General features: G+C 72.3%; 24 protein-coding genes. 15 read left to right on the top strand and 9 right to left on the bottom strand.

Annotated features, from left to right (window positions below; translation table 11 throughout):
- Nucleotides 1–27 precede the first annotated feature (27 nt).
- Nucleotides 28–1,260 (top strand): arginine deiminase, encoded by a 1,233-nt coding sequence (locus AC07FA_RS19465; RefSeq protein ID WP_479076936.1) that lies wholly within the window; start codon nt 28–30, stop codon nt 1,258–1,260.
- A gap of 71 nt (nt 1,261–1,331) precedes the next feature.
- Nucleotides 1,332–2,348 carry an ornithine carbamoyltransferase gene (gene argF / locus AC07FA_RS19460; protein WP_479076935.1) on the top strand — a complete coding sequence of 339 codons (1,017 nt, stop codon included), beginning with the start codon at nt 1,332–1,334 and terminating at the stop codon, nt 2,346–2,348.
- Here argF and AC07FA_RS19455 read toward each other — a convergent pair whose 3' ends face one another.
- Complete coding sequence (locus AC07FA_RS19455) at nt 2,349–2,813, bottom strand: ATP-binding protein (protein WP_479076933.1); 465 nt, start codon at nt 2,811–2,813, stop codon at nt 2,349–2,351.
- Between the two features lie 246 nt (nt 2,814–3,059).
- Here AC07FA_RS19455 and AC07FA_RS19450 point away from each other — a divergent pair, with 246 nt between their 5' ends.
- Complete coding sequence (locus tag AC07FA_RS19450) at nt 3,060–3,887, top strand: enoyl-CoA hydratase family protein (RefSeq protein WP_479076931.1); 828 nt, start codon at nt 3,060–3,062, stop codon at nt 3,885–3,887.
- A gap of 4 nt (nt 3,888–3,891) precedes the next feature.
- The gene (locus tag AC07FA_RS19445) at nt 3,892–6,174 is read left to right on the top strand and encodes a bifunctional salicylyl-CoA 5-hydroxylase/oxidoreductase (protein WP_479076929.1); all 2,283 of its coding nucleotides are present in this window, start codon (nt 3,892–3,894) and stop codon (nt 6,172–6,174) included.
- On the opposite strand, the gene AC07FA_RS19440 is transcribed toward AC07FA_RS19445, so the two are convergent.
- The 4 genes from AC07FA_RS19440 to AC07FA_RS19425 are packed head-to-tail and all read right to left on the bottom strand — an operon-like array spanning nt 6,161 to nt 9,984.
- A complete protein-coding gene (locus AC07FA_RS19440; RefSeq protein ID WP_479076928.1) occupies nt 6,161–6,628 on the bottom strand; it encodes a hypothetical protein in 468 nt (155 codons plus the stop codon). The genes AC07FA_RS19445 and AC07FA_RS19440 overlap by 14 nt on opposite strands.
- Nucleotides 6,625–7,449: a GNAT family N-acetyltransferase gene (locus AC07FA_RS19435; RefSeq protein WP_479076926.1), complete on the bottom strand. Its 825-nt coding sequence runs from the start codon at nt 7,447–7,449 to the stop codon at nt 6,625–6,627. Before AC07FA_RS19435 ends, AC07FA_RS19440 begins: the two co-directional genes overlap by 4 nt.
- A 53-nt stretch (nt 7,450–7,502) precedes the next feature.
- Nucleotides 7,503–8,321: a PaaX family transcriptional regulator gene (locus AC07FA_RS19430; protein WP_479076925.1), complete on the bottom strand. Its 819-nt coding sequence runs from the start codon at nt 8,319–8,321 to the stop codon at nt 7,503–7,505.
- 4 nt (nt 8,322–8,325) lie between these two features.
- The gene (locus tag AC07FA_RS19425) at nt 8,326–9,984 is read right to left on the bottom strand and encodes an AMP-binding protein (protein WP_479076923.1); all 1,659 of its coding nucleotides are present in this window, start codon (nt 9,982–9,984) and stop codon (nt 8,326–8,328) included.
- Between the two features lie 91 nt (nt 9,985–10,075).
- Here AC07FA_RS19425 and AC07FA_RS19420 point away from each other — a divergent pair, with 91 nt between their 5' ends.
- From AC07FA_RS19420 to mnhG, 9 genes are all read left to right on the top strand, one after another.
- Complete coding sequence (locus tag AC07FA_RS19420; protein ID WP_479076922.1) at nt 10,076–11,203, top strand: acyl-CoA dehydrogenase family protein; 1,128 nt, start codon at nt 10,076–10,078, stop codon at nt 11,201–11,203.
- Entirely contained in the window at nt 11,200–11,601 is a 402-nt protein-coding gene (locus AC07FA_RS19415) for a RidA family protein (RefSeq protein WP_479076921.1), read from the top strand. Before AC07FA_RS19420 ends, AC07FA_RS19415 begins: the two co-directional genes overlap by 4 nt.
- Before the next feature lie 120 nt (nt 11,602–11,721).
- Nucleotides 11,722–12,153: a (4Fe-4S)-binding protein gene (locus tag AC07FA_RS19410; protein ID WP_479076919.1), complete on the top strand. Its 432-nt coding sequence runs from the start codon at nt 11,722–11,724 to the stop codon at nt 12,151–12,153.
- Nucleotides 12,154–12,321: 168 nt separating this feature from the next.
- Entirely contained in the window at nt 12,322–15,222 is a 2,901-nt protein-coding gene (locus tag AC07FA_RS19405) for a Na+/H+ antiporter subunit A (RefSeq protein ID WP_479076917.1), read from the top strand.
- Nucleotides 15,219–15,830 carry a Na(+)/H(+) antiporter subunit C gene (locus AC07FA_RS19400; RefSeq protein WP_479076916.1) on the top strand — a complete coding sequence of 204 codons (612 nt, stop codon included), beginning with the start codon at nt 15,219–15,221 and terminating at the stop codon, nt 15,828–15,830. Before AC07FA_RS19405 ends, AC07FA_RS19400 begins: the two co-directional genes overlap by 4 nt.
- Nucleotides 15,827–17,476: a Na+/H+ antiporter subunit D gene (locus AC07FA_RS19395; RefSeq protein ID WP_479076915.1), complete on the top strand. Its 1,650-nt coding sequence runs from the start codon at nt 15,827–15,829 to the stop codon at nt 17,474–17,476. Before AC07FA_RS19400 ends, AC07FA_RS19395 begins: the two co-directional genes overlap by 4 nt.
- Nucleotides 17,473–18,102, top strand: a complete 630-nt coding sequence (locus AC07FA_RS19390) for a Na+/H+ antiporter subunit E (protein ID WP_479076914.1) — start codon at nt 17,473–17,475, stop codon at nt 18,100–18,102. Before AC07FA_RS19395 ends, AC07FA_RS19390 begins: the two co-directional genes overlap by 4 nt.
- The gene (locus tag AC07FA_RS19385; protein ID WP_479076912.1) at nt 18,099–18,440 is read left to right on the top strand and encodes an MrpF/PhaF family protein; all 342 of its coding nucleotides are present in this window, start codon (nt 18,099–18,101) and stop codon (nt 18,438–18,440) included. Before AC07FA_RS19390 ends, AC07FA_RS19385 begins: the two co-directional genes overlap by 4 nt.
- Nucleotides 18,437–18,790 carry a monovalent cation/H(+) antiporter subunit G gene (gene mnhG / locus AC07FA_RS19380; protein WP_479076911.1) on the top strand — a complete coding sequence of 118 codons (354 nt, stop codon included), beginning with the start codon at nt 18,437–18,439 and terminating at the stop codon, nt 18,788–18,790. The genes AC07FA_RS19385 and mnhG overlap by 4 nt, the downstream gene beginning before the upstream one ends.
- A gap of 55 nt (nt 18,791–18,845) precedes the next feature.
- Here mnhG and AC07FA_RS19375 read toward each other — a convergent pair whose 3' ends face one another.
- The 4 genes from AC07FA_RS19375 to AC07FA_RS19360 are packed head-to-tail and all read right to left on the bottom strand — an operon-like array spanning nt 18,846 to nt 22,620.
- Entirely contained in the window at nt 18,846–20,048 is a 1,203-nt protein-coding gene (locus AC07FA_RS19375; RefSeq protein ID WP_479076909.1) for an ABC transporter permease, read from the bottom strand.
- Complete coding sequence (locus AC07FA_RS19370) at nt 20,045–20,836, bottom strand: ABC transporter ATP-binding protein (protein ID WP_479076908.1); 792 nt, start codon at nt 20,834–20,836, stop codon at nt 20,045–20,047. The genes AC07FA_RS19375 and AC07FA_RS19370 overlap by 4 nt, the downstream gene beginning before the upstream one ends.
- Nucleotides 20,833–22,050, bottom strand: a complete 1,218-nt coding sequence (locus AC07FA_RS19365) for a peptidoglycan-binding protein (protein WP_479076907.1) — start codon at nt 22,048–22,050, stop codon at nt 20,833–20,835. Before AC07FA_RS19365 ends, AC07FA_RS19370 begins: the two co-directional genes overlap by 4 nt.
- 3 nt (nt 22,051–22,053) lie before the next feature.
- Entirely contained in the window at nt 22,054–22,620 is a 567-nt protein-coding gene (locus AC07FA_RS19360; protein ID WP_479076906.1) for a hypothetical protein, read from the bottom strand.
- A 188-nt stretch (nt 22,621–22,808) separates the two neighbouring features.
- Here AC07FA_RS19360 and AC07FA_RS19355 point away from each other — a divergent pair, with 188 nt between their 5' ends.
- Together AC07FA_RS19355 and AC07FA_RS19350 are read left to right on the top strand one after the other, a co-directional pair.
- The gene (locus AC07FA_RS19355; protein ID WP_479076905.1) at nt 22,809–23,462 is read left to right on the top strand and encodes a response regulator transcription factor; all 654 of its coding nucleotides are present in this window, start codon (nt 22,809–22,811) and stop codon (nt 23,460–23,462) included.
- Nucleotides 23,463–23,473: 11 nt separating this feature from the next.
- The gene (locus AC07FA_RS19350; protein ID WP_479076904.1) at nt 23,474–24,640 is read left to right on the top strand and encodes a sensor histidine kinase; all 1,167 of its coding nucleotides are present in this window, start codon (nt 23,474–23,476) and stop codon (nt 24,638–24,640) included.
- Nucleotides 24,641–24,650 lie beyond the last annotated feature (10 nt).

Raw genomic sequence — 24,650 nt, 5'->3', positions numbered from 1 at the left:
GGCGCTCCGTGCGGTGAGGATGAAGGCATGGGATTCCATGTCGACTCCGAGGCCGGGCGGTTGCGCCGCGTCATCCTGCACCGCCCCGATCTGGAGCTCAAACGGCTCACCCCCGGCAACAAGGACGCGTTGCTCTTCGACGACGTGCTGTGGGTGCGCCGCGCCCGGCAGGAGCACGACGGGTTCGCCGATGTGCTGCGCGACCGGGGTGTGGAGGTGCATCTCTTCGGTGATCTGCTCCGGGAGTCGCTGGACATCCCGGTCGCCAAACGGCTCGTCCTTGACCGGGTGTTCGAGGAGAAGGAGTACGGTCCGCTCGCCACGGAGCATCTGCGCGCCGCCTTCGAGGAGCTGTCCACCGCCGAGCTGACGGAGGCGCTGGTCGGCGGGATGACGAAGCGCGAGTTCCTGGAGCGGTACAGCGAGCCGACCTCGGTCCGGTTCCATGTGATGGATCTGGACGAATTCCTGCTGGCGCCGCTGCCGAACCACCTCTTCACCCGTGACACCTCCGCCTGGATCTACGACGGGGTGTCCATCAACGCGATGCGATGGCCCGCCAGACAGCGCGAGACCGTCCACTTCGAGGCGATCTACCGCCACCATCCGCTGTTCACCGGCCCGGAGGCGGGTGTGTTCCACCACTGGTCGGAGGGGCAGGACGACTACCCGTCGACCATCGAGGGCGGCGACGTGCTGGTCATCGGGCGCGGCGCCGTGCTGATCGGGATGAGCGAGCGCACCACCCCGCAGGCCGTGGAGATGCTGGCCCGGGGGCTCTTCGACGCCGGGTCGGCCCGGACGATCGTGGCGCTCGACATGCCGAAGAACCGGGCCTTCATGCACCTCGACACGGTGATGACGATGATCGACGGCGACACGTTCACCCAGTACGCCGGGCTCGGCATGCTCCGCTCGTACACCATCGAGCCGGGCAGCGGCCCCAGGGAACTGAAGGTCACCGACCATCCGCCCGAGCACATGCACCGGGCCATCGCCGGTGCGCTGGGGCTGGAGTCGATCCGGGTGCTCACCGCCGTCCAGGACGTGCACGCGGCGCAGCGCGAGCAGTGGGACGACGGCTGCAACGTGCTGGCCGTCGAGCCCGGCGTCGTCGTCGCGTACGAGCGGAACGCCACCACCAACACGTATCTGCGCAAGCAGGGCATCGAGGTCATCGAGATCCGCGGCAGCGAGCTGGGGCGGGGGCGGGGCGGTCCCCGGTGCATGAGCTGCCCGGTCGTCCGTGACCCCGTATAGCAATGCAGCTCTTCGTATAGACTTCCAAGGTCAGCGTTTGAAGCGACCCTCGCCCGACCAGGAGCAGTCACATGGCCACAGACCTCGCAGGCCGCCACTTCCTCAAGGAGCTGGACTTCACGGCCGAGGAGTTCCGCGGCCTGATCGCCCTGGCCGCCGAGCTCAAGGCCGCCAAGAAGGCGGGGACCGAGGTCCAGCGGCTGCGCGGCAAGAACATCGCGCTGATCTTCGAGAAGACGTCGACGCGTACGCGCTGCGCGTTCGAGGTCGCCGCCGCGGACCAGGGCGCCTCCACGACGTACCTCGACCCCTCCGGCTCACAGATGGGCCACAAGGAGTCGGTGAAGGACACGGCCCGTGTGCTCGGCCGGATGTTCGACGGCATCGAGTACCGGGGCGACAGCCAGCAGGCCGTCGAGGAACTGGCGGCGTACGGCGGCGTCCCCGTCTTCAACGGGCTCACCGACGAGTGGCACCCCACCCAGATGCTCGCCGACGTGCTCACGATGACCGAGCACAGTGCGAAGCCGCTGGAGCGGATGGTGTTCGCCTATCTCGGTGACGCTCGTTTCAACATGGGCAACTCCTATCTGATCACCGGTGCCCTGCTCGGTATGGACATCCGGATCGTCGCCCCCCAGGCGTACTGGCCGGCGGCGGACATCGTCGCGCAGGCGCAGAAGCTCGCCCAGGTCGGCGGGGCGACGGTCACCCTCACCGAGGACATCGCCGAAGGGGTGCGCGGTGCCGATTTCGTCGCCACGGACGTCTGGGTGTCGATGGGGGAGCCCAAGGAGGTGTGGGCCGAGCGGATCGCCGCGCTCGCACCGTACGCCGTGACCATGGACGTCCTGCGGGCCACCGGCAACGACGACGTGAAGTTCCTGCACTGCCTGCCGGCCTTCCACGACCTCGGTACGAAGGTCGGCAAGGAGATCCACGCGGAGTACGGCATGACGGAGCTGGAAGTGACCGACGAGGTCTTCGAGTCCGCGCACTCGGTCGTCTTCGACGAGGCGGAGAACCGGATGCACACCATCAAGGCCGTGCTCGTGGCCACGCTGGCCGGCGCGGGTCCCGACGCCTGATCACTCCGCCGCGCGGGCGTGCCGCGCGGGGGCGGAGGGCTGGGCGGGGAGCGCGGGCAGGGTGAACCACACGGCCTTGCCGTGCTCCGTCGTGCGGTGACCGCAGGCGGAGCTGAGCGTACGGATCAGGAGGAGGCCGCGGCCGTGCTCCTGCCAGGGGTCCGGTGCGCTGTCCGGCCCCGGGCGGGAGAGGTCGCCGGGCGGAGACGGGTCGCGGTCGTGGACCTCGACCTGGCAGCCCGCCGCCATGAGCTCCACGACCAGCTCGATGGGCTCGTCGCCGTCCGTGTGCTCCACGGCGTTGGCGACGAGTTCGGCGGTGAGGAGCTCGGCGGTGTAGCTGTCCGCGGCGGCGTCGATGTCCGCGAGCGCGGTACGGATGAGCGCGCGGGCGATCGGCACGGCGGCCGTGGAGTGCGGCAGGGCGATACGCCATGACGCGGGAATGGGGACGTCGGGGGGCACAGCTGGTTCCGTTCCGGGGCGGGACTTCCTGGTATCGGCCAATTCTGCGTTCAACCTTACGAAGCGGGACGGCGCAGTCATAGAGGCGGTCGACCGGTACGAAAGGGACGTTCGCCACTACGCTCGCATGTTTGGGTTATCGCGCGCTCCTGACGGCAGTCACATATGAGTGATAGCTTCGAGGTGGATCGAGTCGCCCGAAGCGGGTCGGCTCAGCGGCCCGTCGGTTGAAGGGGACCACCTCCCATGAGCCCTTTTCCCAGTTCAGCCCCGCGTACGGAGGACTGGAACCATCTGCGGCTGACCCGGCACGACGGGGTCGCGACCGTCACCTTCGCCCGGCCCGAGAAGCTCAACGCACTCACCTTCGGCGCCTATGCCGACCTGCGCGACCTCCTCGCCGAACTGTCCCGCGAACGCTCCGTGCGCGCCCTCGTACTGTCCGGTGAGGGGCGTGGCTTCTGTTCCGGAGGTGATGTCGACGACATCATCGGCGCCACCCTGGCGATGGACACCGCCCAGCTCCTCGATTTCAACCGGATGACGGGACAGGTCGTACGAGCCCTTCGTGAATGCCCCTTCCCGGTTATCGCCGCCGTACACGGGGTGGCGGCAGGAGCCGGGGCCGTTCTCGCGCTGGCGGCCGATTTCCGCGTCGCGGACCCCACCGCACGCTTCGCCTTCCTCTTCACCCGGGTCGGCCTCTCCGGCGGCGACATGGGCGCCGCCTACCTGCTGCCCCGCGTCGTCGGACTCGGCCACGCCACCCGGCTGCTGATGCTCGGCGAACCCGTCCACGCCCCCGAAGCGGAACGGATCGGCCTGATCAGCGAGCTCACCGCCGAAGGGCAGGCCGACGCCCGCGCGGCGGAGCTCGCCCGCGGACTGGCCGACGGCCCCGCTCTCGCACTCGCGCAGACCAAGGCGCTGCTCACCGCCGAGCTCGACATGCCCCTCGCGGCCTCCGTCGAGCTGGACGCCGCCACCCAGGCACTCCTGATGAACGGCGAGGACTACGCCGAATTCCACGCGGCCTTCACCGAGAAGCGCCCGCCGAAGTGGCAAGGCAGGTAGGGCGATGTCCGGCGACACGAGGCGGATCGCGGTCATCGGCGGCGGCCCCGGCGGGCTGTACGCGGCGGCGCTGCTCAAGCGGCTCGGCCCGGAGCGTGACATCACCGTCTGGGAGCGCAACGCCCCGGACGACACCTTCGGCTTCGGCGTCGTCCTCTCCGACGAGACCCTCGGCGGCATCGAGCACGCCGACCCGGTCGTCTACGCGGCGTTGAGGGAGGAGTTCGTCCGCTGGGACACCATCGACATCGTCCACCGGGACCGCACCGAGACCTCCGGCGGTCACGGCTTCGCGGCGCTCGGCCGGCGAAGGCTCCTGGAGATCCTGCACGCGCGCTGCCGCTCCCTCGGCGTCCGCCTCCACTTCCGTACGGAGGCCCCGCCCGCCGCGGAACTCGCCGAGGCGTACGACCTGGTGATCGCCGCCGACGGGGTGCACAGCGCCACCCGCGAGGCCCACGCCGACGTCTTCCGCCCGCACCTCACCACGCACCGCAACCGGTACATCTGGCTCGCCGCCGACTTCGCGCTCGACGCCTTCCGCTTCGAGATCGCCGAGACCGAGTCCGGGGTGATGCAGCTGCACGCCTACCCGTTCTCGGCCCACGCGTCCACCGTCATCGTCGAGATGAGGGAGGAGGTGTGGCGGGCGGCCGGGCTCGACCGGTGCGACGCGGCCGAGTCCACCGAGCGCTGCGCCAAGATCTTCGCGGGCGCTCTCGACGGCCGGCCGCTGCGCTCCAACAAGTCCTCCTGGCTCACCTTCACCACCGTCGTCAACGAGCGGTGGTCGCACGGCACCACGGTCCTCATCGGCGACGCCGCCCACACCGCGCACTTCTCCATCGGCTCCGGAACCAAACTCGCCGTCGAGGACGCCCTCGCCCTGGCCGCCTGCATCGAGGAACAGCCCGATCTGCGTACGGCACTCGACGCGTACGAGACGGAGCGCCGCCCGGTGGTCGCATCGACCCAGCGCGCGGCCGCGGCCAGTCTGCGCTGGTTCGAGGAGCTGGAGACGTACGTGGACCAGCCGCCGCGCAGGTTCGCCTTCAACCTCCTGACCCGCAGCCGCCGCGTCACCCACGACAACCTCCGGCTGCGGGACCCCTCCTTCACCGGCGCCGTCGAGGAGGAGTTCGGCTGCCCGCCCGGCACCCCGCCGATGTTCACCCCGCTGCGGCTGCGCGGACTGGAACTGCGCAACCGGGTCGTCGTGTCACCCATGGACATGTACTCCGCCGTCGATGGTGTGCCCGGCGACTTCCACCTCGTCCACCTGGGCGCACGCGCACTCGGCGGCGCCGGACTCGTCATGACCGAGATGGTCTGCGTGAGCCCCGAAGGCCGCATCACCCCGGGCTGCGCCGGCCTCTACACCGACGAACAGGCCGCCGCCTGGACCCGGACCGTGGACTTCGTGCACCACAGCGCCCCCGGCACCGCGATCGGCGTCCAGCTCGGCCACTCCGGCCGCAAGGGCTCCACCAGACGCATGTGGGAGGGCATCGACCAGCCACTGGACGAGGGCAACTGGCCGCTGTCCGCCGCCTCACCGATCCCGTACGCACCAGGCGTCAACCAGGTCCCGCAGGCCCTGGAACGGGACGGACTCGACGTGATCCGCGAGGAGTTCACCGCAGCCGCCCGCCGCGCCGCGCGCTGCGGATTCGATCTGCTCGAACTGCACTGCGCCCACGGATACCTGCTCTCCGGATTCCTCTCCCCGCTCACCAACCACCGCACCGACGCGTACGGCGGCCCGCTGGAGAACCGGCTCCGCTTCCCCCTCGAAGTCTTCGACGCGGTCCGCGCGCAGTGGCCCGCCGACCGGCCCATGACCGTGCGCATCTCCGCCACCGACTGGGCTGAGGGCGGTACGAGCGGCGAGGACGCCCTCGGTATCGCCCGGGCCTTCGCCGAGCACGGCGCCGACGCCGTGGACGTGTCCACCGGCCAGGTCGTCCCGGACGAACGCCCCGAGTACGGCCGCTCCTACCAGACCCCGTACGCCGACCGCATCCGCAACACCCTCGGCGTCCCCGTCATCGCGGTCGGTGCCATCTCCTCCTGGGACGACGTCAACTCGCTGCTGCTCGCGGGCCGCGCCGACCTCTGCGCCCTGGCCCGCCCGCACCTGTACGACCCGCACTGGACCCTGCACGCGGCGGCCGACCAGGGCTACAGCGGACCGGGGGCGCCGTGGCCGCTGCCGTACCGCGCGGGCAGCCGCACCCCGCCCGCCGGCCGCACGGACGCCCCGAAACCACGGCTCACGCTGAACTGACCGTCAGACACTCGTGGCACCGGCAGGGCGTGGGATGGGGGACGCCGACCCACCGGGCGAGGCGCTCCTCGACGGCCTGCTCACCGAAGCGGGCGGCGCGCTCCTCGGCGCCCTCCCTGCCGCCCCAGTCCCGGCCCGCGCCGTCCTCCGCGTCACGCCGGAGAACGGCCGGGCTGCGGACCAACGCGGCCCGGAAGGTGTGCAGATGGCGTGTCGCCACTTCGAGCGTGATGTACGTGCCGGTATGGCGCCCCCGCCCGATGGCCGTCAGCACCCCGGCGCCCCCGGGGCGGCAGCCGATCACGTACACCTTCGAGCCGCCCCGGCAGGACTTCGTCCCCGGCCGCAGCTCCTGGCCGCCCTTCCCGTACCGCCGCCACCGCACCACGTTCGCCGCTATCAGCCACTGCGGCTCCAGCTCCAGCTCCGGCTCCGGCGTCCCGTCCCCGCTCATGCCCGGCCGGCCGCACTGAGCAGCAGCCGGTCCGAGACCGCCTCGTACCCGATCCGCCGGTACACGCCGTTGCTCGTCGGGTTCGCGAGGTCCGTGAACAGCAGCACCTCCTCGGCGCCCGCCTCCCGCGCGGCCCGGCTGACCTCGGCCGTCACCGCCGCCGCGTATCCCCGGCCCCGGTACTCCGGCGGGGTGTAGACGGTCGCCACCCGCACCGCGCCCGCGATGTTCCGCGAGACGCCCGCCATCGACACCGGCACACCCGCGTCCTCCCAGAGCGTCAGCCCGCCGTACGTCGTGCGCTCGTCGACGAGCCGCTCGGCATGGGTGCCGGGCTGGCCGACCTGCTCGGCGAACGTCAGGTGCCAGTCCAGCAGCAGCTGGCGGTCGGCGGCCGTGGCCGTCCGCGGCCGGCCCGCCGGGGCGGGGGACGGCGGGACGAGCGTCCCGAGCCGGTAGAGCCGCTGCTCCTCGTCGACCCGGTGGCCGGGCCAGTGAGCGGCCAGTGCCTCGGCGGTGGCGCGGTCCGCGTTGACGCTGGTCATCGGGAGCGCGCGGGTGAGCGGAGTGACGGCTTCCGGGGCGGTCGCGCCCAGCAGCGGCGGATACGGCGGAGTGTGCACCAGGGTCCCCGCGACCGCGCCGTCGGCCCCGCGCCACCAGCCGAGGACCGGGTCCGCCTCGCCGTAGGCGTGCGGACCGCTGTGCCTCAGCGCGGCGGTGACGGTCAGTACCAGGGTGTTGTCCGCGGGGCGGGCGGCCAGCCACGCACCCGCCGTATCCAGAAAAACGTCGACATCGTCCGTGAAAGTCCAGGTCATGCCTCATCCTGCCGGTTGGCCGGACCGGCAGTCACCCCAATTCCAGGGGCCGTTCACGGTCGTACGAAGCGCTCCCCGGCGTCGCGCAGCATCGCGTGCAGCAGCCCGAACACCTCGGCCGAGCGGCCGCCGGGCCAGTCCTTCGGCAGCAGCTCCTCCGGGAGCCCGGGGTCCGCGTAGGGCAGCCGCCGCCAGGAGTCCAGGGCCGGCAGATAGTCCCGGTAGGCCTCCTCGGGGTCCAGGTCACTGCCGGGCGGCTGTGCCTCCCACGTCTTCAGCACCGGCTCCTGCTGCTCCAGGAAGTCCAGATGGAGACGGGCGATGGCGTCCAGATCCCACCAGCGCGCCACCGACTCCTTCGTCGCCGCGAAGCCGAGGTGTTCCCCGCGGAAGAGGTCCACATACGCGGCGAGTTCCAGCCGTTCCAGGGTGTGCCGGGTCTCCTCGTACAGCGCGGCGGGCGCGATCCACACCCCGGGGGCGGCCGAGCCGAAACCGAGGCGGGCCAGCCGCGAGCGCAGCAGATGCCGCTTGTGGCGTTCCGCCTCCGGTACGGAGAAGACGGCGAGCACCCAGCCGTCGGCGGTCCGGGGCTCGGGATGCTGGTAGATGCGCCGGTCGCCGTCGTCCAGCAGCTGCCGGGCGTCGGCCGACAGCGCGTAACCGGCCGACCCGTCCGCGGTACGGGCCGGGACGAGCAGCTCGCGGCGCTTGAGCCGGGAGACGGAGGAGCGTACGGAGGGCGCGTCGACACCGACGGCGCGCAGCAGACGGATCAGCTCGGCCACCGGCAGCGGTTCGTTGCCGGGGGAGCGACCGTAGGCGCCGTAGAGGCTGACGATCAGGGAACGGGGAGTGTGCAGCTCGGCCACGTGATCACTCTAGAGGCCGCGGGGCGTGCGGGTCCGCGTCGCTGCGCAGCCGGAAGCGCTGGAGTTTCCCTGTCGCGGTCCGGGGGAGCGCGGTCAGGAACTCGATGACGCGCGGGCACTTGTGCGGCGCCAGCTCGCCCTTCAGGTACCCGCACAGGGAGTCGGCGGACTGGGCGGAGCCCTCGCGCAGCACCACGTACGCCACGACGATCTGCCCGCGGAGCTCGTCCGTCCGGCCCACCACCGCGGCCTCGGTCACCTCCGGATGGCGCAGCAGGGCGTCCTCCACCTCGGGGCCGGCGATGTTGTAGCCGGAGGAGATGATCATGTCGTCGGCGCGGGCCACGTAGCGGAAGTATCCGTCCGGCTCGCGGACGTACGTATCGCCGGTGATGTTCCAGCCGTGCCGCACGTACTGCTTCTGCCGCTCGTCGGCGAGGTAGCGGCAGCCGACCGGGCCGCGCACGGCCAGCAGACCCGGTTCGCCGTCGGGCACCTCCACACCGTCCGGGTCCACCACCCGCGCCTGCCAGCCGGGCACGGGCGTCCCGGTGGTCCCGGGGCGGATGGCGTCGTCGGCCGCCGAGATGAAGATGTGCAGCAGCTCGGTGGCCCCGATGCCGTTGATGATGCGCAGACCGGTCCGCTCGTACCAGGACTGCCAGGTGGCGGCGGGCAGATTCTCCCCGGCGGAGACGCAGCGGCGCAGCGCGGACAGGTCGTGCCCGTCGAGGTGGTCCAGCATCACCCGGTACGCGGTGGGCGCGGTGAACACCACCGAGACCCGGTGGGCGGCGAGCGCGGGCAGGAGCTGACCGGGGCCCGCCTGCTCCAGCAGGAGCGCCGAGGCGCCGGCGCGCAGCGGGAAGATCACCAGCCCGCCCAGCCCGAAGGTGAAGCCCAGCGGCGGACTCCCCGCGAACACGTCGCCGGGCTCCGGGCGCAGGACGTGGCGCGAGAAGGTGTCGGCGACGGCCAGCACATCGCGGTGGAAGTGCATACAGCCCTTGGGATGTCCGGTGGTGCCCGAGGTGAACGCGATCAGCGCGACATCGTCGGCCGCGGTGTCCACCGGCGTGTACGGCCCCGGACGGGACTGCGCCAGGCGCGTCAGATCGTCGGATGCCTCACCCCCGTACGTGGTGATCCGCAGCTCCGGGACCCGTGCCCTCAGCAGATCCTCGACCGAGCGGACATCGCACAGCGCATGGCTCACCCGGGCGAGTGAGCAGAGGGTGGCCAGCTCCTGGGAGCGCGCCTGCGCCAGGACGGTGACGGCGACCGCGCCCGCCTTCATGACGGCCAGCCAGCAGGCGGCCAGCCAGGGCGTGGTGGGGCCGCGCAGCAGCACCCGGTTGCCCGGGCGTACGCCCAGGTCGCGGGTGAGGGCGTGGGCGATCCCGTCCACCCGGTCCCGCAGCTCCCCGTAGCTCCACACCCCGCCGTCGGCGTCACGGAATGCGGGGCGGTCCGGCCCGAAGCGGTCGATGGTGCGGTCGAGCAGTTCGTATCCGCAGTTCAGCCGGTCCGGGTAGCGCAGCTCGGGCCGGTCGAAGAGCAGCTCGGGCCACTGGTCGGCCGGTGGCAGCTGGTCGCGGGGAAACGTGTCGGTGTGTGCGGTGGCACCGTCCGCTGACGCGTCCGGCGAGGAAATCGGCTCCATGAAGGATCGCCCCCTTGTCGCCCTTGGAGCGTATCGTTTGAGTGACGGTAGTCAACGGTGCGCGATAAGACGTGACAAGAGAGGCGCCGCCATGACGGCATTCTCGCTCGACCCGGCCCGGACCGCCTGGTGCGCGGAGCTGTACGAGGTGGCCGTGCGCGAGCTGCGGCCCCTCGCCGAGAAGGGCGAACCAGGCAGGGTGAACCGCCCGCTGCTGGCCGCACTCGGCGAGCTGGGGCTCCTCGGCCGGCTCTTCGGCTCCGGCGCGCTCGACCTCTGCCTGCTGCGCGAATCCCTCGCCCGCGCGTGCACGGAGGCCGAGACCGCCCTCGCGCTCCAGGGCCTCGGCGCGTACCCGGTCGTCCAGGCCGGCACCCCCGCCCAACGCGAGCGCTGGCTCCCCGGGGTGCGGGCGGGCCGCGCGGTGGCCGCCTTCGCGCTGAGCGAGCCGGGCGCGGGCTCCGACGCCGCCGCCCTCTCCCTCAGCGCCCGGCGCAGCCCGGACGGCTGGCGGCTGACCGGGGAGAAGTGCTGGATCTCCAACGCGCCCGAGGCCGACTTCTACACCGTGTTCGCCCGTACGACGGAGGGGGCGGGCGCCCGGGGCATCACCGCGTTCCTGGTCCCCGCCGACCGCCCGGGGCTCACCGGAACCGCCCTCGACATGCTGTCCCCGCACCCCATCGGGGCGCTGGACTTCGACGCCGTGCCCGTCACCGCCGACGACGTCCTGGGGGAGCCCGACGGGGGGTTCCGGGTCGCCATGAACACCCTCAACCTCTTCCGGCCGAGCGTCGGCGCCTTCGCGGTCGGCATGGCCCGCGCCGCACTCGACGCCACCGTCGTACACACCGCGGAGCGCACCGCGTTCGGCGGACCGCTGAAGGACCTCCAGGCCGTGTCGCACCAGGTCGCGGAGATGGCGACCCGCACCGAGGCCGCCCGGCTCCTGGTGTACGCGGCGGCCGCCGCGTACGACGCGGGCGAGAGCGGCGTCCCCGGACGCGCCGCCATGGCCAAGCTGTACGCCACCGAGACCGCGCAGTACGTCGTCGACACGGCCGTCCAGCTGCACGGCGCCCGCGCCCTGCGCAGGGGCCATCTGCTCGAACACCTCTACCGGGAGGTCCGCGCGCCGCGCATCTACGAGGGCGCCAGCGAGGTGCAGCGCGCGATCATCGCCAAGCAGCTGTACGCGACCCAGGAGCCGCCCGCATGAACCCGGTCAACCGGATCAACCCCGCCGAACTCTCCCCGCCCACCGGCTTCTCGCACGCCGTCACCGTCACCGGCGGCCGACTGGTCTTCCTCGCCGGGCAGACCGCCCTCGACGAGTCCGGGAAGGTCGTCGGCGCCACGCTGCCCGAGCAGTTCGAGAAGGCCCTCGCCAATCTGCTCACCGCGCTGCGCGCGGCGGGCGGCACCCCGGCCGGCCTGGCGAGGGTCACCGTGTACGCCACGGATGTCGCCGACTACCGTGCCTGTGCACCCGAGTTGGGCCGCATCTGGCGGCGACTGGCAGGCCGCGACTACCCGGCCATGGCGGTGATCGGCGCCGTCCGCCTCTGGGACGAACAGGCTCTGGTCGAACTGGACGGAGTGGCCGCACTGGACTGAACCGGCAACGGCGTCCGGCCCGTGCGGCTTGAGTCGCGGCGTACGGATTCCGGGGAGACGCTGGAGAGGTCCGTACGGACGTGCGCAGCACGGAGACCGAGCCGATCCAGGAGATCCGCGGTGACCAGTGAACCGCCCCCGCCCCCTGCGGTCAGGTCGTACGACGGTGAGGGCATCACCGTCGGCTACGACGTGCACCGCTGCCTGCACGCGGCCGCATGCGTACGGGGTCTGCCCACCGTGTTCGCGGTGGGGCGCAAGCCGTGGATCATGCCCCGGAACGCTTCCGCCGACGAGGTCGCCGAGGTCATCCACCGCTGCCCCAGCGGCGCCCTCCAGTACCGCCGTACCGACGGGCTCGCGGACGAGGTCCCCGATGTGCCCACGACGGTGTCCCTGCACTCCGACGGCGTACTCCACCTGCGCGGCGACCTCGAAGTGGCCACGCCGCAAGGTCCCCGCCAGGAGACCCGGGTGATGCTCTGCGGCTGCGGGGAGACCGGGAACACGCCGTACTGCGACCACAGCGGGGCGTGCGCCCGGCACATCTGACCGGAACCGGAACCGGAACCGGAGCCGGAGCCGGAGCCGGAGAGGCCGGGCGAGCCGGAAGCGGACGCGAACCGCACCGGGCGCGGCGCGGCGTACGGGTGAACAGAGCCGGGCGATATATCTGTAATCAGTGCCCTCAGTCCCGGAAGCTGCTCAGGACCCCGCTTCATGACCGCGCTCATCGTCTGTCACTTCGTGCTGGCGGCCTGCGCGGGCCCGCTGGTGCGCCGGCTCGGCAGGCGGGCCTTCCTCGTGCTCGCCCTGCCCCCGGCCGCCGCAACGGTCTGGGCGGCCGTCCGGTGGGAGGGCGCCGCGGCCGGGGAAGCGGTCACCTGGTCGTGGCAGTGGATCCCGGCGTACGACGTCTCGGTGGACCTGCGTCTGGACGCGCTCGCCGAACTGATGGTGCTGCTCGCGGCCGGTATCGGCACGCTGGTGCTGCTCTACTGCGCCTCGTACTTCGCCGACGACGCCCCGGGCCTGGCCGGATTCGCCGGGAACCTGCTGGCCTTCGCGGGCGCGATGCTCGCCCTCGTCCTCGCCGACGACCTGATCTCGCTCTATGTGTTCTGGGAACTGACCACGGTCTTCTCCTTCCTGCTGATCGGATACGGCAGCGAGCACAAGCACAACCGCCGCTCCGCGCTCCAGGCCCTGACCGTGACCACGCTCGGCGGCCTCGCGATGCTCGTCGGCTTCCTGATCATCGGACAGGCGGCCGGAACCTACCGGATCTCCGCGATCGTGGCCGATCCCCCCGAGCCGACGCTCGCCGTCTCGGTCGCCGTGGCCCTGGTGCTGTGCGGCGCACTGTCGAAGTCCGCGATCTGGCCGTTCTCCCTGTGGCTGCCCAACGCGATGGCCGCGCCCACCCCGGTCAGCGCCTATCTGCACGCCGCCGCGATGGTCAAGGCCGGGGTCTACCTGGTGGCGCGCCTCGCACCCGCCTTCGCCGACGTCCCGGTCTGGCGGCCCGTCGTCCTCGTGCTCGGGGCCGCGACCATGCTGCTCGGCGGCTGGCGCGCGCTGCGCCTCCACGATCTGAAGCTCGTCCTCGCGTACGGAACCGTCAGCCAGCTCGGCTTCCTCACCGTCCTCGCCGGAGCGGGCAACCGCGACGCGGCGCTCGCCGCCGCCGTCATGATCCTGGCCCACGCACTGTTCAAGGCCCCGCTGTTCCTCGTGACCGGCATCGTCGACCACGCCACGGGCACCCGCGATCTGCGAAGACTCTCCGGCGTCGGCCGGGCACTGCCCCAGGTGTGCGCGGTCGCCGTGCTCGCCGCCGCCTCCATGGCCGCGATTCCCCCGTTCCTGGGCTTCGCCGCGAAGGAGGCCGCCTTCGAAGCGCTGCTGCACGGCGGCGCGGCGGACCGGTGGACGCTGGCCGCCACGGTCGTGGGCTCCGCGCTGACCACCGCGTACACCGCCCGGTTCGTCTGGGGTGCCTTCGCCCGTAAGCCGGGCGTCGCCGACACCCCCGTGCACCGGGTCGGCGTCGCCTTCCTCGCTCCGCCCGCCCTCCTCGCGGTCTGCGGGCTCGTGCTGGGGCCCGGCGTCGGTCTGACGGACCGGCTGTTCGCCGCGTACGCGGACGAGTTCCCCGCCCCGGAGCACCCGTACCACCTCTCCCTCTGGCACGGCTTCGGCACGGCTCTGCTCCTGTCGGCGCTCGCCTGGGCGGGCGGCGCCCTGCTCTTCGCGGGGCGCTCCACCGTCACCCGGCTCTCCCGGCGCATCGCCTGGCCGACCGCGGACAGCGTCTTCGGCCACCTCCTCCTCGGTCTGGAACGCTTCGCCCTCCAGATCACCGGCTTCGTCCAGCGCGGCTCGCTCTCCGTCTATCTGGCCACCACCCTGGCGGTGGTGCTGACCGGACAACTGGCCGTACTCGTCACCGACCGGCCCTGGCGCGGGGCGGCGGCGCCGCGGCTGTGGGACGTTCCGCTCCAGGGCGCCGTGGCGGTGCTGACCTGCGCGGCCGCGCTCTTCTGTCTGACGGTGAGCCGCCGGATGAAGGCCGTGGTCCTGGCGGGACTGACCGGCTACGGGGCCGCGTTGCTGTTCGTCGTCCAGGGAGCGCCCGATCTGGCGCTCACCCAGTTCTGCGTCGAGACCGTGTCGATGGTCGTGTTCGTGCTCGTGCTGCGCAGGATGCCGGTGCGCTTCGAGGAGTCGGTCAGCACCTGGCGCCGTGCCGTGCGCGTCCCGCTCGCGCTGGCCGCGGCGGCGACGGTCGGTGTGGTCGTGTGGGTCGCGGCGGCCGCCCGCACCGCGGCGCCCGCGGGCGCCGCCATGGTCGAGGAGACCGCCCACCACGGGCTCAAGGACGTCGTGGCCACCATCCTGGTCGACCTGCGGTCCTGGGACACGATGGGGGAGTCCGCCGTGCTCGCCGCGGCGGCGATCGGGGTGACCAGCCTGATCTACCGGCACCGCCGCAGCGAGGGATCGATGGCGCGGGGAGACCTGGAGGGGCCCACCGCCTGGTCGCTCTCCGCGCCCCGGCTGACCGGACTGCCACAGGGCGACGAGGCGGCGCCCGAACGTGACTGGCTGGCCGCCGGAGCGACGCTCGCGCCGGAACACCGCTCCGTCGTCCTCGAAGTGATGGCGCGGCTGCTCTTCCACCCCATCCTGATTCTCTCCGTGTACCTGCTGTTCTGTGCCGAGAACATGCCGGGCGGCGGATTCGTCGCCGGACTCGTCGCCGGGGTCGCCCTCATCACCCGCTATCTGGCGGGCGGCCGTTTCGAACTGGCCGAGGCGGCACCGCTCCAGCCCGGTCTCTTCACCGGCCTCGGACTGTTCGTCTCCACCGGGGTCGCGCTGCTCGGACTCGTCAAGGGCACGGTCCTGCTCGCCTGGACGCACAAGGGGCATCTGCCCGTGTTCGGCGACTACCACATCGGCTCGACCGTCCTCTTCGACTTCGGCGTCTACCTGCTCGTCCTCGGAGTGGTCCTGGACATCGTGCGCGCGCTCGGCGCCAAGATCGACCGGCAGATCGAACGGGCCGCGGGTGCGCTGACCGCGGCCGAGAGCCCGGCGGGAGGTGCCGGCCGGTGATCGTCAGCGTCTCGCTCCTCGCCCCGGCCGTGGTGCTCTGCGCGGTCGGCGGCATCCTGATGCTCACCCGGCCCCTCACCCGCATCCTGCTGGGCGCCGTGATCGCCGGCAACGGCATCAACCTGCTGGTCCTGACCGCCGGCGGATCGGCAGGACGGGAGCCGCTGCTCTACGGCGTGCCCCTGCACCGGATCACCGACCCGCTGCCCCAGGCCATCGCGGTCACCGCCATCGTCATCACCCTCGCCACCACCGCCTTCCTCCTCGCCATGGCCTACCGCAGCCACCAACTGACCGGCACCGACGAGGTCCACGACGACCTGGAGGACCGGCGCATCGCCCTGCGTACCGAGGTGATGGGGCAGCGGGCCGAGCTGCGCGCGGAGTTCCGGAACGGGGCGAAGCCCACCCGGGAGGAACGCGCCCGCTACCGGGAGGAGCACGGGCGGCTGCGCGAGAAGCTGCGCGCCGACCGTGCCCTGCAGGCCCGCGGCCGCGACGCCTCGGGCAACCTCTGGCACGACGTGCTGGGCGCGGACCCGGAGGACTACGCGGCCGGGCAGCGGGGCGACGCACCCGAAGAACCCCACCGAGGAGCCACCGGATGAACTCGCTCGTCCCGCTGCCGGTGCTGCTGCCGCTCTGCGCCACCGGCCTCAGCCTCGCCTTCGGCACCCGCCTCAAACGCTTCCAGCGCTTCATCAGCGTCACCGTGCTCAGCGCGGTGCTCGCTCTCTCGGTCGCCCTGATGATCGCCGCGGACCGCGGCGGCCCGCTCTCCGTCCACCTCGGCGACTTCGCCCCGCCGCTCGGCATCACCCTGGTCGCCGACCGGCTGTCCGGGCTGATGCTCACCGTCTCCTCGGCCGTCACGCTCTGCGTGCTGGTCTACTCCCTCGGCCAGGGCATGGCCGACCGGGACGGGGAGACCCCGGTGGCCGTCTTCCACCCCGCCTACCTCATCCTCGTCGCCGGGGTCTCCTGCACCTTCCTCGCCGGGGACCTCGTCAACCTCTACGTCGGCTTCGAGATCATGCTCGTGGCCAGCTTCGTCCTGCTCACCCTGGGCGGCACCGGGCCCCGCATCCGCGCGGGCTCCACCTACGTGATCATCTCGCTGTTCTCGTCGATGGTGTTCCTGATCGCCATCGCCACGACGTACGCCGCCACGGGCACCGCCAACTTCGCCCAGCTGGCCCTGCGGCTGGGCGAACTGCCCCTCGGCGTGCAGACACTGATCCACGCCACGCTGCTCACCGTCTTCGCCGTCAAGGCCGCCGTCTTCCCGCTCGCCGCCTGGCTGCCCGACTCCTACCCCACCGCGCCGGCCCCCGTCACCGCCGTCTTCGCCGGACTCCTCACCAAGGTCGGCGTCTACTGCATGCTGCGTACGGAGACCCTGCTCTTCCCCGGCAACCGCCTCGGCGGTCTGCTGATGGTCGCCGCACTCGCCTCCATGGTCATCGGCATCCTGGGCGCCGTCGCCCAGACCGACCTGAAGCGCGTGTTCTCCTTCACCCTCATCAGCCACATCGGTTACATGGTCTTCGGTATCGGCCTCGCCACCCGCGAGGCGCTCGGCGGTGCGATCGTCTACGTCGTCCACCACATCACCGTGCAGACGACGCTCTTCCTCGTCGCCGGGCTCATCGAACGGCGCACCGGCACCACCGAACTCACCCGGATCGGCGGCCTCGCCAAGGTCGCCCCGGTGATCGCCGTCCTCTTCTTCGTACCCGCGATGAATCTGGCCGGCATCCCGCCGCTGTCCGGCTTCATCGGGAAGCTGGGTCTGATGCGGGCCGGTGTCGCCGACGGCGGCGTCCTCGCCTGGATTCTGGTGGCCGGTTCGGCGGTCACCAGTCTGCTGACGCTCTATGTGATGGCCAAGGTCTGGAACCTGGCGTTCTGGCGGGCCGCCCCACCGGGCCAGGCGGCGGACGGCACGGTCCTGGAGACCGACGACGCGTCCGACGACGACACCGACACGGGCCCCGACCGGATGCCGGGCACCGGCGACGAAGGCGTGCGGGAGTACCACCCGGCGGGCCGGGTCGTGGCGGCCACCCTGCACGGGCACGCGGTCACGACCACGACCCGGCTGCCGCGCACCATGACGGCGGCGACCGCCGGGGCCGTCGCCCTCGGGCTGGCGTTCACCGTGCTCGCCGGACCGCTGACCTCGTACACCGACCGCGCGGCGGCCGAACTCATCGCACGGTCCCCCTATGTCGAGGAGGTGCTCGGCCGGTGAAGCGGGTACTCACCCTGTCGTTCCGCAACAAGGAACTTCCGCCCTTCAGCTGCGAGTTCGGTGAGCGGCGACGCGTGCTCGACCTGCCGCTGATCGCCTGGCTCACCCTCATCTGGGTGCTGCTGTGGTCCACGCTCTCCTGGGCCAACGTCATCACCGGGTTCGTCGTATCGGTGGCCGTGTGCCTGGCCTTCCCGCTGCCGAGGGTCGACCTCGGGCTGCGGCTGCACCCCTGGGGCATCCTGTGCCTCGCCGCGTATCTGCTCTACGACATGTACACCTCGGGTGTACGGGTCACCCGCCAGATCTTCGACGGAGCGTCCCACCAGGCCGCCGTCATCGGCGTCCCGCTGCGCTGCCGCAGCGATCTGATGATGGCAGCGACCGCGGTCGCCGTGTCCAACGTGCCGGGCGGCTCCATCGTCGAGGTGCGCCGCGCGACGGCCACGGTCTTCCTGCACGTGCTCGACGCGGACCGGCCCGCCGCACTGGACGCGGCCCGGCAGTCCGTATGGCGCATGGAGGAGCTGACCGTACGGGCCTTCGGCACCCGCGACGAGATCGCCCGGGTCGGCGCACCACCCCCCGACCTGCCCTGGTCCGGGCCGGGGAGGGGGACGGCATGAGTGCTCCCGAGGTCGTGGACCGGGTGCTGCTGACCGCCGCCGTGGTGATGATCGTCGTCGCCGGGGCCCTGCTCCTGATCCGTATCCGGCGCGGCCCCTCCATGCTCGACCGGGCCATCGCGCTGGATGTCTGCGCGGCCCTGATCATCGCGGGCCTCGGCGCCAAGTCCGCCTTCTCCAGGGACCCCTACTACTTCCCGATCATGATGGTGCTGGCGTTCCTCGGATTCACCGGCTCGGTGGGCATCGCCCGCTTCATCGCCGTACGCGACCGGCCGAAGTCCCGGGGGACCCCGCCGCCGGCCGCTCCCCCCGGCCCGAAGGAGGGAGCCGAGTGAACCCCTGGTCCCAGATCGCCGACACGGCCGGAGCCGTCCTCGTCCTCGTGGGGGCGGCGACCTCCCTGCTCGGAGTCATCGGCATGCTGCGGCTGCCCGATGTCCTGTCGCGCAGCCATGCCGCGACGAAGCCGCAGACCCTCGGCATCCTGTTCGTGCTGATCGGGGTCGGACTGCGGATGCGCAGCGGCATGGACCTCGCCACCCTCGGTCTGGTCGTCTTCTTCCAGATGATGACCGGCCCGGTCGCCGCCCATCTGGTCGCCCGCTCGGCCTACCGCACAGGCCAGATCGACCACGGTCAGCTGCTCTTCGACGAACTCGACGAGCAGCTGACCGAGGAACGCTGACCGGGCGGTGGCCTCGGTGTCAGATCGAGCCCCGGAGTCAGACCGAGCCCCGGTGTCAGACCGAGCTCAGCGCCTCCGTCGGCGTGAGGCGGGCCGCGCGCGAGGCCGGATACAGGCCCGCCACCGTGCCGATCAGCGCGGCCGCTCCGACGCCGGCCAGCAGGACACCGGTCGGCATGACGACGGGCCAGCCCTGCGCCACCGACCAGCCCGCGGTGATCAGCGCTCCCAGCAGCACCCCCACCGCCCCGCCCGAACCCGACAGGGCCACCGACTCCGCGAGGAACTGCACCCGGATCTGGCCGCGCGCGGCTCCCAGCGAGCGCCGCAGACCGATCTCCGGCCGGCGTTCCAGGACCGAGATCACCATGGTGTTCGCCACCCCGACCCCGCCGACGAGCAGGGCGACCGCGCCCAGCCCCAGGAACAGCGAGGTGAACGCCGACTTGGCGGCCAGTTGCGCTTCCAGGGCGTCGGACGGACGGCTCACCCGTACGTCCTGCGGGCTCTGCGGGTTGGCCGTGGCGGCGAGGACCGCACGGACGTCCTCGACGGACTCGTCGGCCGAGCGTTCGTAGAGCGTGGTCGGATGGCCGTCGAAGCCGAACAGGGTACGGGCCGCCTCCCAGCCGACGAGCGCGGAACGGTCGATCTCCGGCGCCAGGGCGACCGGTTCGAGCAGCCCGGTGACGGTGAACCAGCGTTCCCCGATGTACACCTGGCGCCCTGTCCGGTCGATGCCGAGACGTTCGGCGGCCACCGACCCGAGCACGACCGCCGGATAGCGCCCGGTCGCCCCGTTGAGGAATCCACCCTCCCGGACCGTGCCGCCGACGGTCGCGAGCAGGTCCTCGCGGGCCGCGGCCACCCCTATGCCGCCACCGGCCAGCGGATCGATGCGGTCGGTGCGTCGCACGGTGACCCCGGACAGCTGTCCGGTCGCCGTGACGGACTCCACCGGCCCGATCCGCTCGACCATCTCCACCGCGTTCAACGGGAGTTCGGCGTCCTGCCCGAACAGGTCACGGCCAGGCGACACGGTCAGCAGGTTGGTGCCGAGACGGCTGATCCGGTTCATCAGATCGGCCTGCCCCGCATTGCTGATCCCGAGCACCGCGACCATCGCCGCGATCCCGATGGCGATCCCCAGCGCGGACAGTACCGCGCGGGTCGGCCGACTGCGGATGCCGACCAGGCCGACGCGCAGAATGTCGGCCGGCAACAGCCGTACAGGTGAGGGGAGTTCGGAGCGGTTCACCGCGCCACCTCCCGCACCGGGGATGCCACGCCCGAGTCCTCGCGAATCCGTCCGTCCAGCAGCTCGACCCTGCGCGGCAGTTGGGCCGCGAGAGCGGAGTCGTGCGTGATCACGACGATGGTCGTGCCCTGGTCGTTCAGATCCCGCAGCAGCGCCAGCACGCCCGCGCCCGCCGCCGAGTCCAGATTCCCGGTCGGCTCGTCGGCCAGGATCACCGAGGGACGGATCGCCACGGCCCGCGCGATGGCGGTCCGCTGCCGTTCGCCCCCCGACATCTCGTGCGGCTGGTGCCAGAGCCGGTGGCCGAGCCCCACCCGGCGCAGGGCCGCGATCGCGAGCGTACGCCGACGGCGGGCCGTGATGCCGTGGTAGAGCAGCCCTTCGGCGACGTTGTCGACGGCGGACCGGCCGGGGGAGAGGAAGAACTGCTGGAACACGAAACCGATCCAGCGCGCACGGACGGCCGACAGCTTCCGGTCGCTCAGTTCGGCGACGTCGTGGCCGCGCAGCAGCACCCGGCCGCCGGACGGCCGGTCCAGTGTGCCCATCAGATGGAGCATGGTCGACTTCCCCGAACCGGAACGCCCGACCACCGCCAGGAGTTCACCGGACCATACGTCGAGGCTCGCCTCGCGCAACGCCTGCACCCCGCCCGGATAGGACTTCGAGACCCCCTCCAGCCGGATCACCGGGACACCGTCGGGCGGACCGCCCAGGACGGCTTCCCCGGTACCGCCGAGGTGCCGCGGAGCGCCGTGCGGCGACGGCGCCGCGCCGGGTTCGCTCATGTGCGCGGCACCTCCACCCGCATGCCCTCGGTGAGCCCCTTGCCGGACACCTCCACCTTGCCCTGGGCGAACGCCCCCAGCCGTACGGGCACCAGCCGGCCCTGCGGTGTCTCGACCGCGTACCCGCCCTCGGCGAGGGCCAGCAGGGCCGGGACCGGTACGGCCAGCACGTCGTCGCGGCGGTCGCTGGTGAAGTCGACGGAGACCGGGGCACCGTCCAGCGCCCCGACGTCCTCCGGGCGGGACAGGGTGACCCGTACCGCGACCGTGGCGTCCCGCGTGGCGCTGTCACCGGCGTCGGCGTTCTCGCCGCGGGCGCCGCTCTGCGGGGCGCGGGCGACGGTGCCGACCCGGGTGACCTCGCCGTCGGTCATCGCCCCGCCCGGCAGCTGGATGCGGACGGTGGCACCCTTCCGCGCCAGCTGCTGCTGGGCGACCGGCATGTCGACGGTGACGATCCGTTCCGTGCCGGAGAGCGTGAGCAGGGGGCCTTCCACGGGGGCGCCGATGATGCCGAGGGTCTCCGTCACCCGCACGGGGCCCGGTTCGACGAGCGCGTCGCCGGGCGAGACCGTGCCGGTCTCCTCACGGCCGAGCGCCTCCTGCCAGTGCCGTACGGCGTCGGCGGTGCCCGGTGAGTAGTGGGAGTCGTCGGCGAGCTCGTCGCCGTGGCCGAGCTTCTTGAGGTTGCGCTTGAGCACGCGTACGTCGGGGCCGTCGTCGACGCCGGCCGACAGCTCACGGAACAGCGGAGTCGCGCCGTAGAAGAGCGGTACGGAGACCCCGTCCACGGCATACGCGCGGTCGCCGCGTTCCAGCGTGTCGCCCACGTCGGGCAGCCAGGTGACCATGGAGCGGCCGGTGCCCGCGACGGTGTACCGGCCGTCGTAGCCGAGGGTGCCGTCCACGCGCTGCGTCTGCACCAGGTCGGTCCTGGTCACGGTGGCCGTCGCGGTCCGGGGGGTACCGGGGCCCGCCTCGGCGCCGTCGTCCCTGATCAGGACGCCGACGACCCCGCCGCCCACCGTCAGGACGACGAGCGCGGCCGCGAGGAGGACGAGGGAGCGACGGCGCCGGCGCGGGGGCCGCTCGTCGTCGGTGCCCTCGGCGCCGTGGGCACCCGCCGCCGGCGCCGACCAGGAGTCGCCGTCAGCGCCCGGCGCACCGGCCGCGAACACCCCCGCGCCCGGACGCTGTTCCGTCTCGTTGCTCATGCCTCACCCCCCGGCCGAGGGCGAGGCGGTGCCCGCGCCCGCTCCGACGGCCGACCGGCAGGCGGTGATCGCCTCGCGCGCCTCGGGGCTGCCCGCGGCCCCGCTCAGCTGGAGCGGTTTGCCCGGCTCGGGGTCCGCGACCTCCAGCCCCTTGCTGCGCAGGCACTCCGCCAGCTCGACGGCCCGGTCCTGTGCCGTGCTGTCGGTGCCGTCCTTCGCCCCGCCGCCGAGCAGTCGCTGACACTCGGCGAGCGCGGCCTGCGTCCTGCTGTCGCCCTTGGTGCCCGCAGGAAGCTGCACGTTCTCCTCGCCCGGGGCCGGATCGGGGATCTCCACCCCGTTCTCGCGCATGCACCGGGCGAACGCAACGAGCTGGTCCTGCCTGCTGCCGGTGGGAGCCGCGGACGCCGACGACGTCTTCTCCCGGTCGTTCCCCGCGCTCGCCACATCGGGCGAGCCGGAGTCATCGCCGCACGCGGCCGACGCCAGCGCCAGTACCGACGCCAGCGCCAGGGCCCGGAGCCCTCCCCGCCCGCGCCGGACCGCCCGCCCCGATGCCGTTCCCTGCATGGTGACTGCCACTGTGCTCCGTCCCTTCCTCGCCCCTGCGGGCCTCCGCACGGCACCGGCGGCCGCCGGTGCGTCCACAGATGTACCGAGGGCGTGGTTGCGCCACCGTCTCCGACCGTGCATACGGTGGCGAAACACCGGGGCGGGTATCACGGATGTCCGGTGACACGGCAGACAGGGGACGGCGGATGCGGGTACTGGTGGCGGAGGACGAGGCGATGCTCGCCGAACTCGTCGCGGAGGGTCTGCGGCAGTACGGGATGGCTGTCGATGTCGCCCTGGACGGCGACGCGGCCCTTGAGCGGCTCTTCGTCAACGACTACGACGTCCTCGTACTCGACCGGGACCTGCCCGGTACGCACGGCGACGACGTCTGCCGCGAGGTCGTCGCCTCGCCCGCCCGTACGCGCATCCTGATGCTCACCGCGGCCGGGCAGACCGGCGACCTGGTGGGGGGCCTCGCCCTCGGCGCCGACGACTACCTCGCCAAGCCGTTCGAGTATCCGGAACTGGTGGCCCGGGTCCAGGCGCTGGCCCGCCGCGCGACCCGTGCGGTGCCGCCCGTCCTGGAACGGGCCGGAGTCACCCTGGACATGCCGCGACGGCAGGCATTCCGCGACGGCCGCTATCTGCGCCTCTCGCCCAAGGAGTTCGCCGTCCTCGAAGTGCTCATGGCGGCCGACGGCACGGTGGTCAGCGCCGAAGAACTGCTGGAACGGGCCTGGGACGAGAACGCCGACCCGTTCACCAGCGCCGTACGGATCACGATGAGCAAACTCCGCGCGAAACTGGGCGAGCCCCCGGTGATCGAGACCGTGCCCGGCAGCGGCTACCGGATCTGAAGGAGCCCGCGATGCCGGAACCCACCCCACCCCCGCGCCGTCGCCGGCGCTCGGTACGGCTCCAACTGACCGCGCTCTACAGCGGATTGTTCTCCGTCACCGGGCTGCTGCTGCTCGGACTCACGTACGTCCTGTTCCGGCAGCGGATCGGTGCGACGACCGTGCTGGTCGTCCCGAAGAGCGAACTGCCCTCCGGCGCCGTCACCAAGCTCACCCCCAGTCAGCTCGCCGCCGTCGCCTCCCGGCTGCGCGACAGCGCGCTGGAACAACTGCTGCTGATGTCGCTGATCGCCCTCGTCGTCATGCTGCTCGTCTCCGTGGCCCTCGGCTGGTGGATCGCGGGCCGGGTGCTGCGCCCCCTCCACACGATCACCGCCGCCGCGCAGCGGGTGTCCGCAGCCAACCTGCACGAACGGATCTCGCTGGCGGGGCCCGACGACGAGCTCAAGGACCTCGCCGACACCTTCGACGCCCTGATGGACCGGCTGCACGCGGCGTTCGAGGCCCAGCGCCGCTTCGTCGCCAACGCCTCGCACGAACTGCGCACCCCGCTCGCGGTGCAGCGGGCCGCTATCCAGATCCGGCTGGGCCGGGCGGGCCCGGACGACCTGCCCCGTATCCAGGAGGAGCTGCTGGAGACCAACCGCCGCAGCGAACGCCTCATCGAGGGCCTGCTGACCCTGGCCACCAGTGACCGGGGCCTGGACCGGCACGAGCCGGCCGACGTGGCGCGGGTGGCGTCGGAGGCCTTCGGCCAGTGGCGCCAGGCCGCCGCCGACGCCGGGCTGCGGGTGGAACTCGACCTGCGGCCCATGCCGGTCGTCGGCGATCCGGTGCTGCTGCACCAGCTCGTCTCCAACCTCGTTCAGAACGCGGTCCGTCACAACGTGCCGGACGGCTCGATCTCGCTCACCACCTCGGCGCGGGACGGCCTCGTCGTCCGCAATTCCGGCGCCCCCGTCCCGCCGGCGGAGGTCCCGGGACTGCTCGAACCGTTCCGGCGTCTCAGCCGTGCGGGCTCAGGCGTCGGCCTCGGCCTGTCCATCGTCCGCTCGATCGCGCAGGCACACGGCGGGACGGTGGAACTGGACCCGCTGCCCGGCGGCGGACTGGAGGTCCGGGTCCGCCTGGCCACGAGGACCGCCGCCCGGGCCGCCGCCCAGCCGGTGCCGGCGTGAGCGCGGGCGG

This window comes from Streptomyces sp. NPDC045968, assembly GCF_056430475.1.
This window is presented reverse-complemented; position numbering and strand designations above follow the sequence as displayed.

What these genes read in the sequence shown, in the direction of transcription:
- AC07FA_RS19465 (WP_479076936.1), top strand. Translation starts at nt 28, where the DNA reads ATGGGATTCCATGTCGACTCCGAGGCCGGGCGGTTGCGCCGCGTCATC.
- argF (WP_479076935.1), top strand. Translation starts at nt 1,332, where the DNA reads ATGGCCACAGACCTCGCAGGCCGCCACTTCCTCAAGGAGCTGGACTTC.
- AC07FA_RS19450 (WP_479076931.1), top strand. Translation starts at nt 3,060, where the DNA reads ATGAGCCCTTTTCCCAGTTCAGCCCCGCGTACGGAGGACTGGAACCAT.
- AC07FA_RS19445 (WP_479076929.1), top strand. Translation starts at nt 3,892, where the DNA reads ATGTCCGGCGACACGAGGCGGATCGCGGTCATCGGCGGCGGCCCCGGC.
- AC07FA_RS19440 (WP_479076928.1), bottom strand. Translation starts at nt 6,628, where the DNA reads ATGAGCGGGGACGGGACGCCGGAGCCGGAGCTGGAGCTGGAGCCGCAG.
- AC07FA_RS19435 (WP_479076926.1), bottom strand. Translation starts at nt 7,449, where the DNA reads ATGACCTGGACTTTCACGGACGATGTCGACGTTTTTCTGGATACGGCG.
- AC07FA_RS19425 (WP_479076923.1), bottom strand. Translation starts at nt 9,984, where the DNA reads ATGGAGCCGATTTCCTCGCCGGACGCGTCAGCGGACGGTGCCACCGCA.
- AC07FA_RS19420 (WP_479076922.1), top strand. Translation starts at nt 10,076, where the DNA reads ATGACGGCATTCTCGCTCGACCCGGCCCGGACCGCCTGGTGCGCGGAG.
- AC07FA_RS19415 (WP_479076921.1), top strand. Translation starts at nt 11,200, where the DNA reads ATGAACCCGGTCAACCGGATCAACCCCGCCGAACTCTCCCCGCCCACC.
- AC07FA_RS19405 (WP_479076917.1), top strand. Translation starts at nt 12,322, where the DNA reads ATGACCGCGCTCATCGTCTGTCACTTCGTGCTGGCGGCCTGCGCGGGC.
- AC07FA_RS19395 (WP_479076915.1), top strand. Translation starts at nt 15,827, where the DNA reads ATGAACTCGCTCGTCCCGCTGCCGGTGCTGCTGCCGCTCTGCGCCACC.
- AC07FA_RS19385 (WP_479076912.1), top strand. Translation starts at nt 18,099, where the DNA reads ATGAGTGCTCCCGAGGTCGTGGACCGGGTGCTGCTGACCGCCGCCGTG.
- AC07FA_RS19370 (WP_479076908.1), bottom strand. Translation starts at nt 20,836, where the DNA reads ATGAGCGAACCCGGCGCGGCGCCGTCGCCGCACGGCGCTCCGCGGCAC.
- AC07FA_RS19365 (WP_479076907.1), bottom strand. Translation starts at nt 22,050, where the DNA reads ATGAGCAACGAGACGGAACAGCGTCCGGGCGCGGGGGTGTTCGCGGCC.
- AC07FA_RS19360 (WP_479076906.1), bottom strand. Translation starts at nt 22,620, where the DNA reads ATGCAGGGAACGGCATCGGGGCGGGCGGTCCGGCGCGGGCGGGGAGGG.
- AC07FA_RS19355 (WP_479076905.1), top strand. Translation starts at nt 22,809, where the DNA reads ATGCGGGTACTGGTGGCGGAGGACGAGGCGATGCTCGCCGAACTCGTC.
- AC07FA_RS19350 (WP_479076904.1), top strand. Translation starts at nt 23,474, where the DNA reads ATGCCGGAACCCACCCCACCCCCGCGCCGTCGCCGGCGCTCGGTACGG.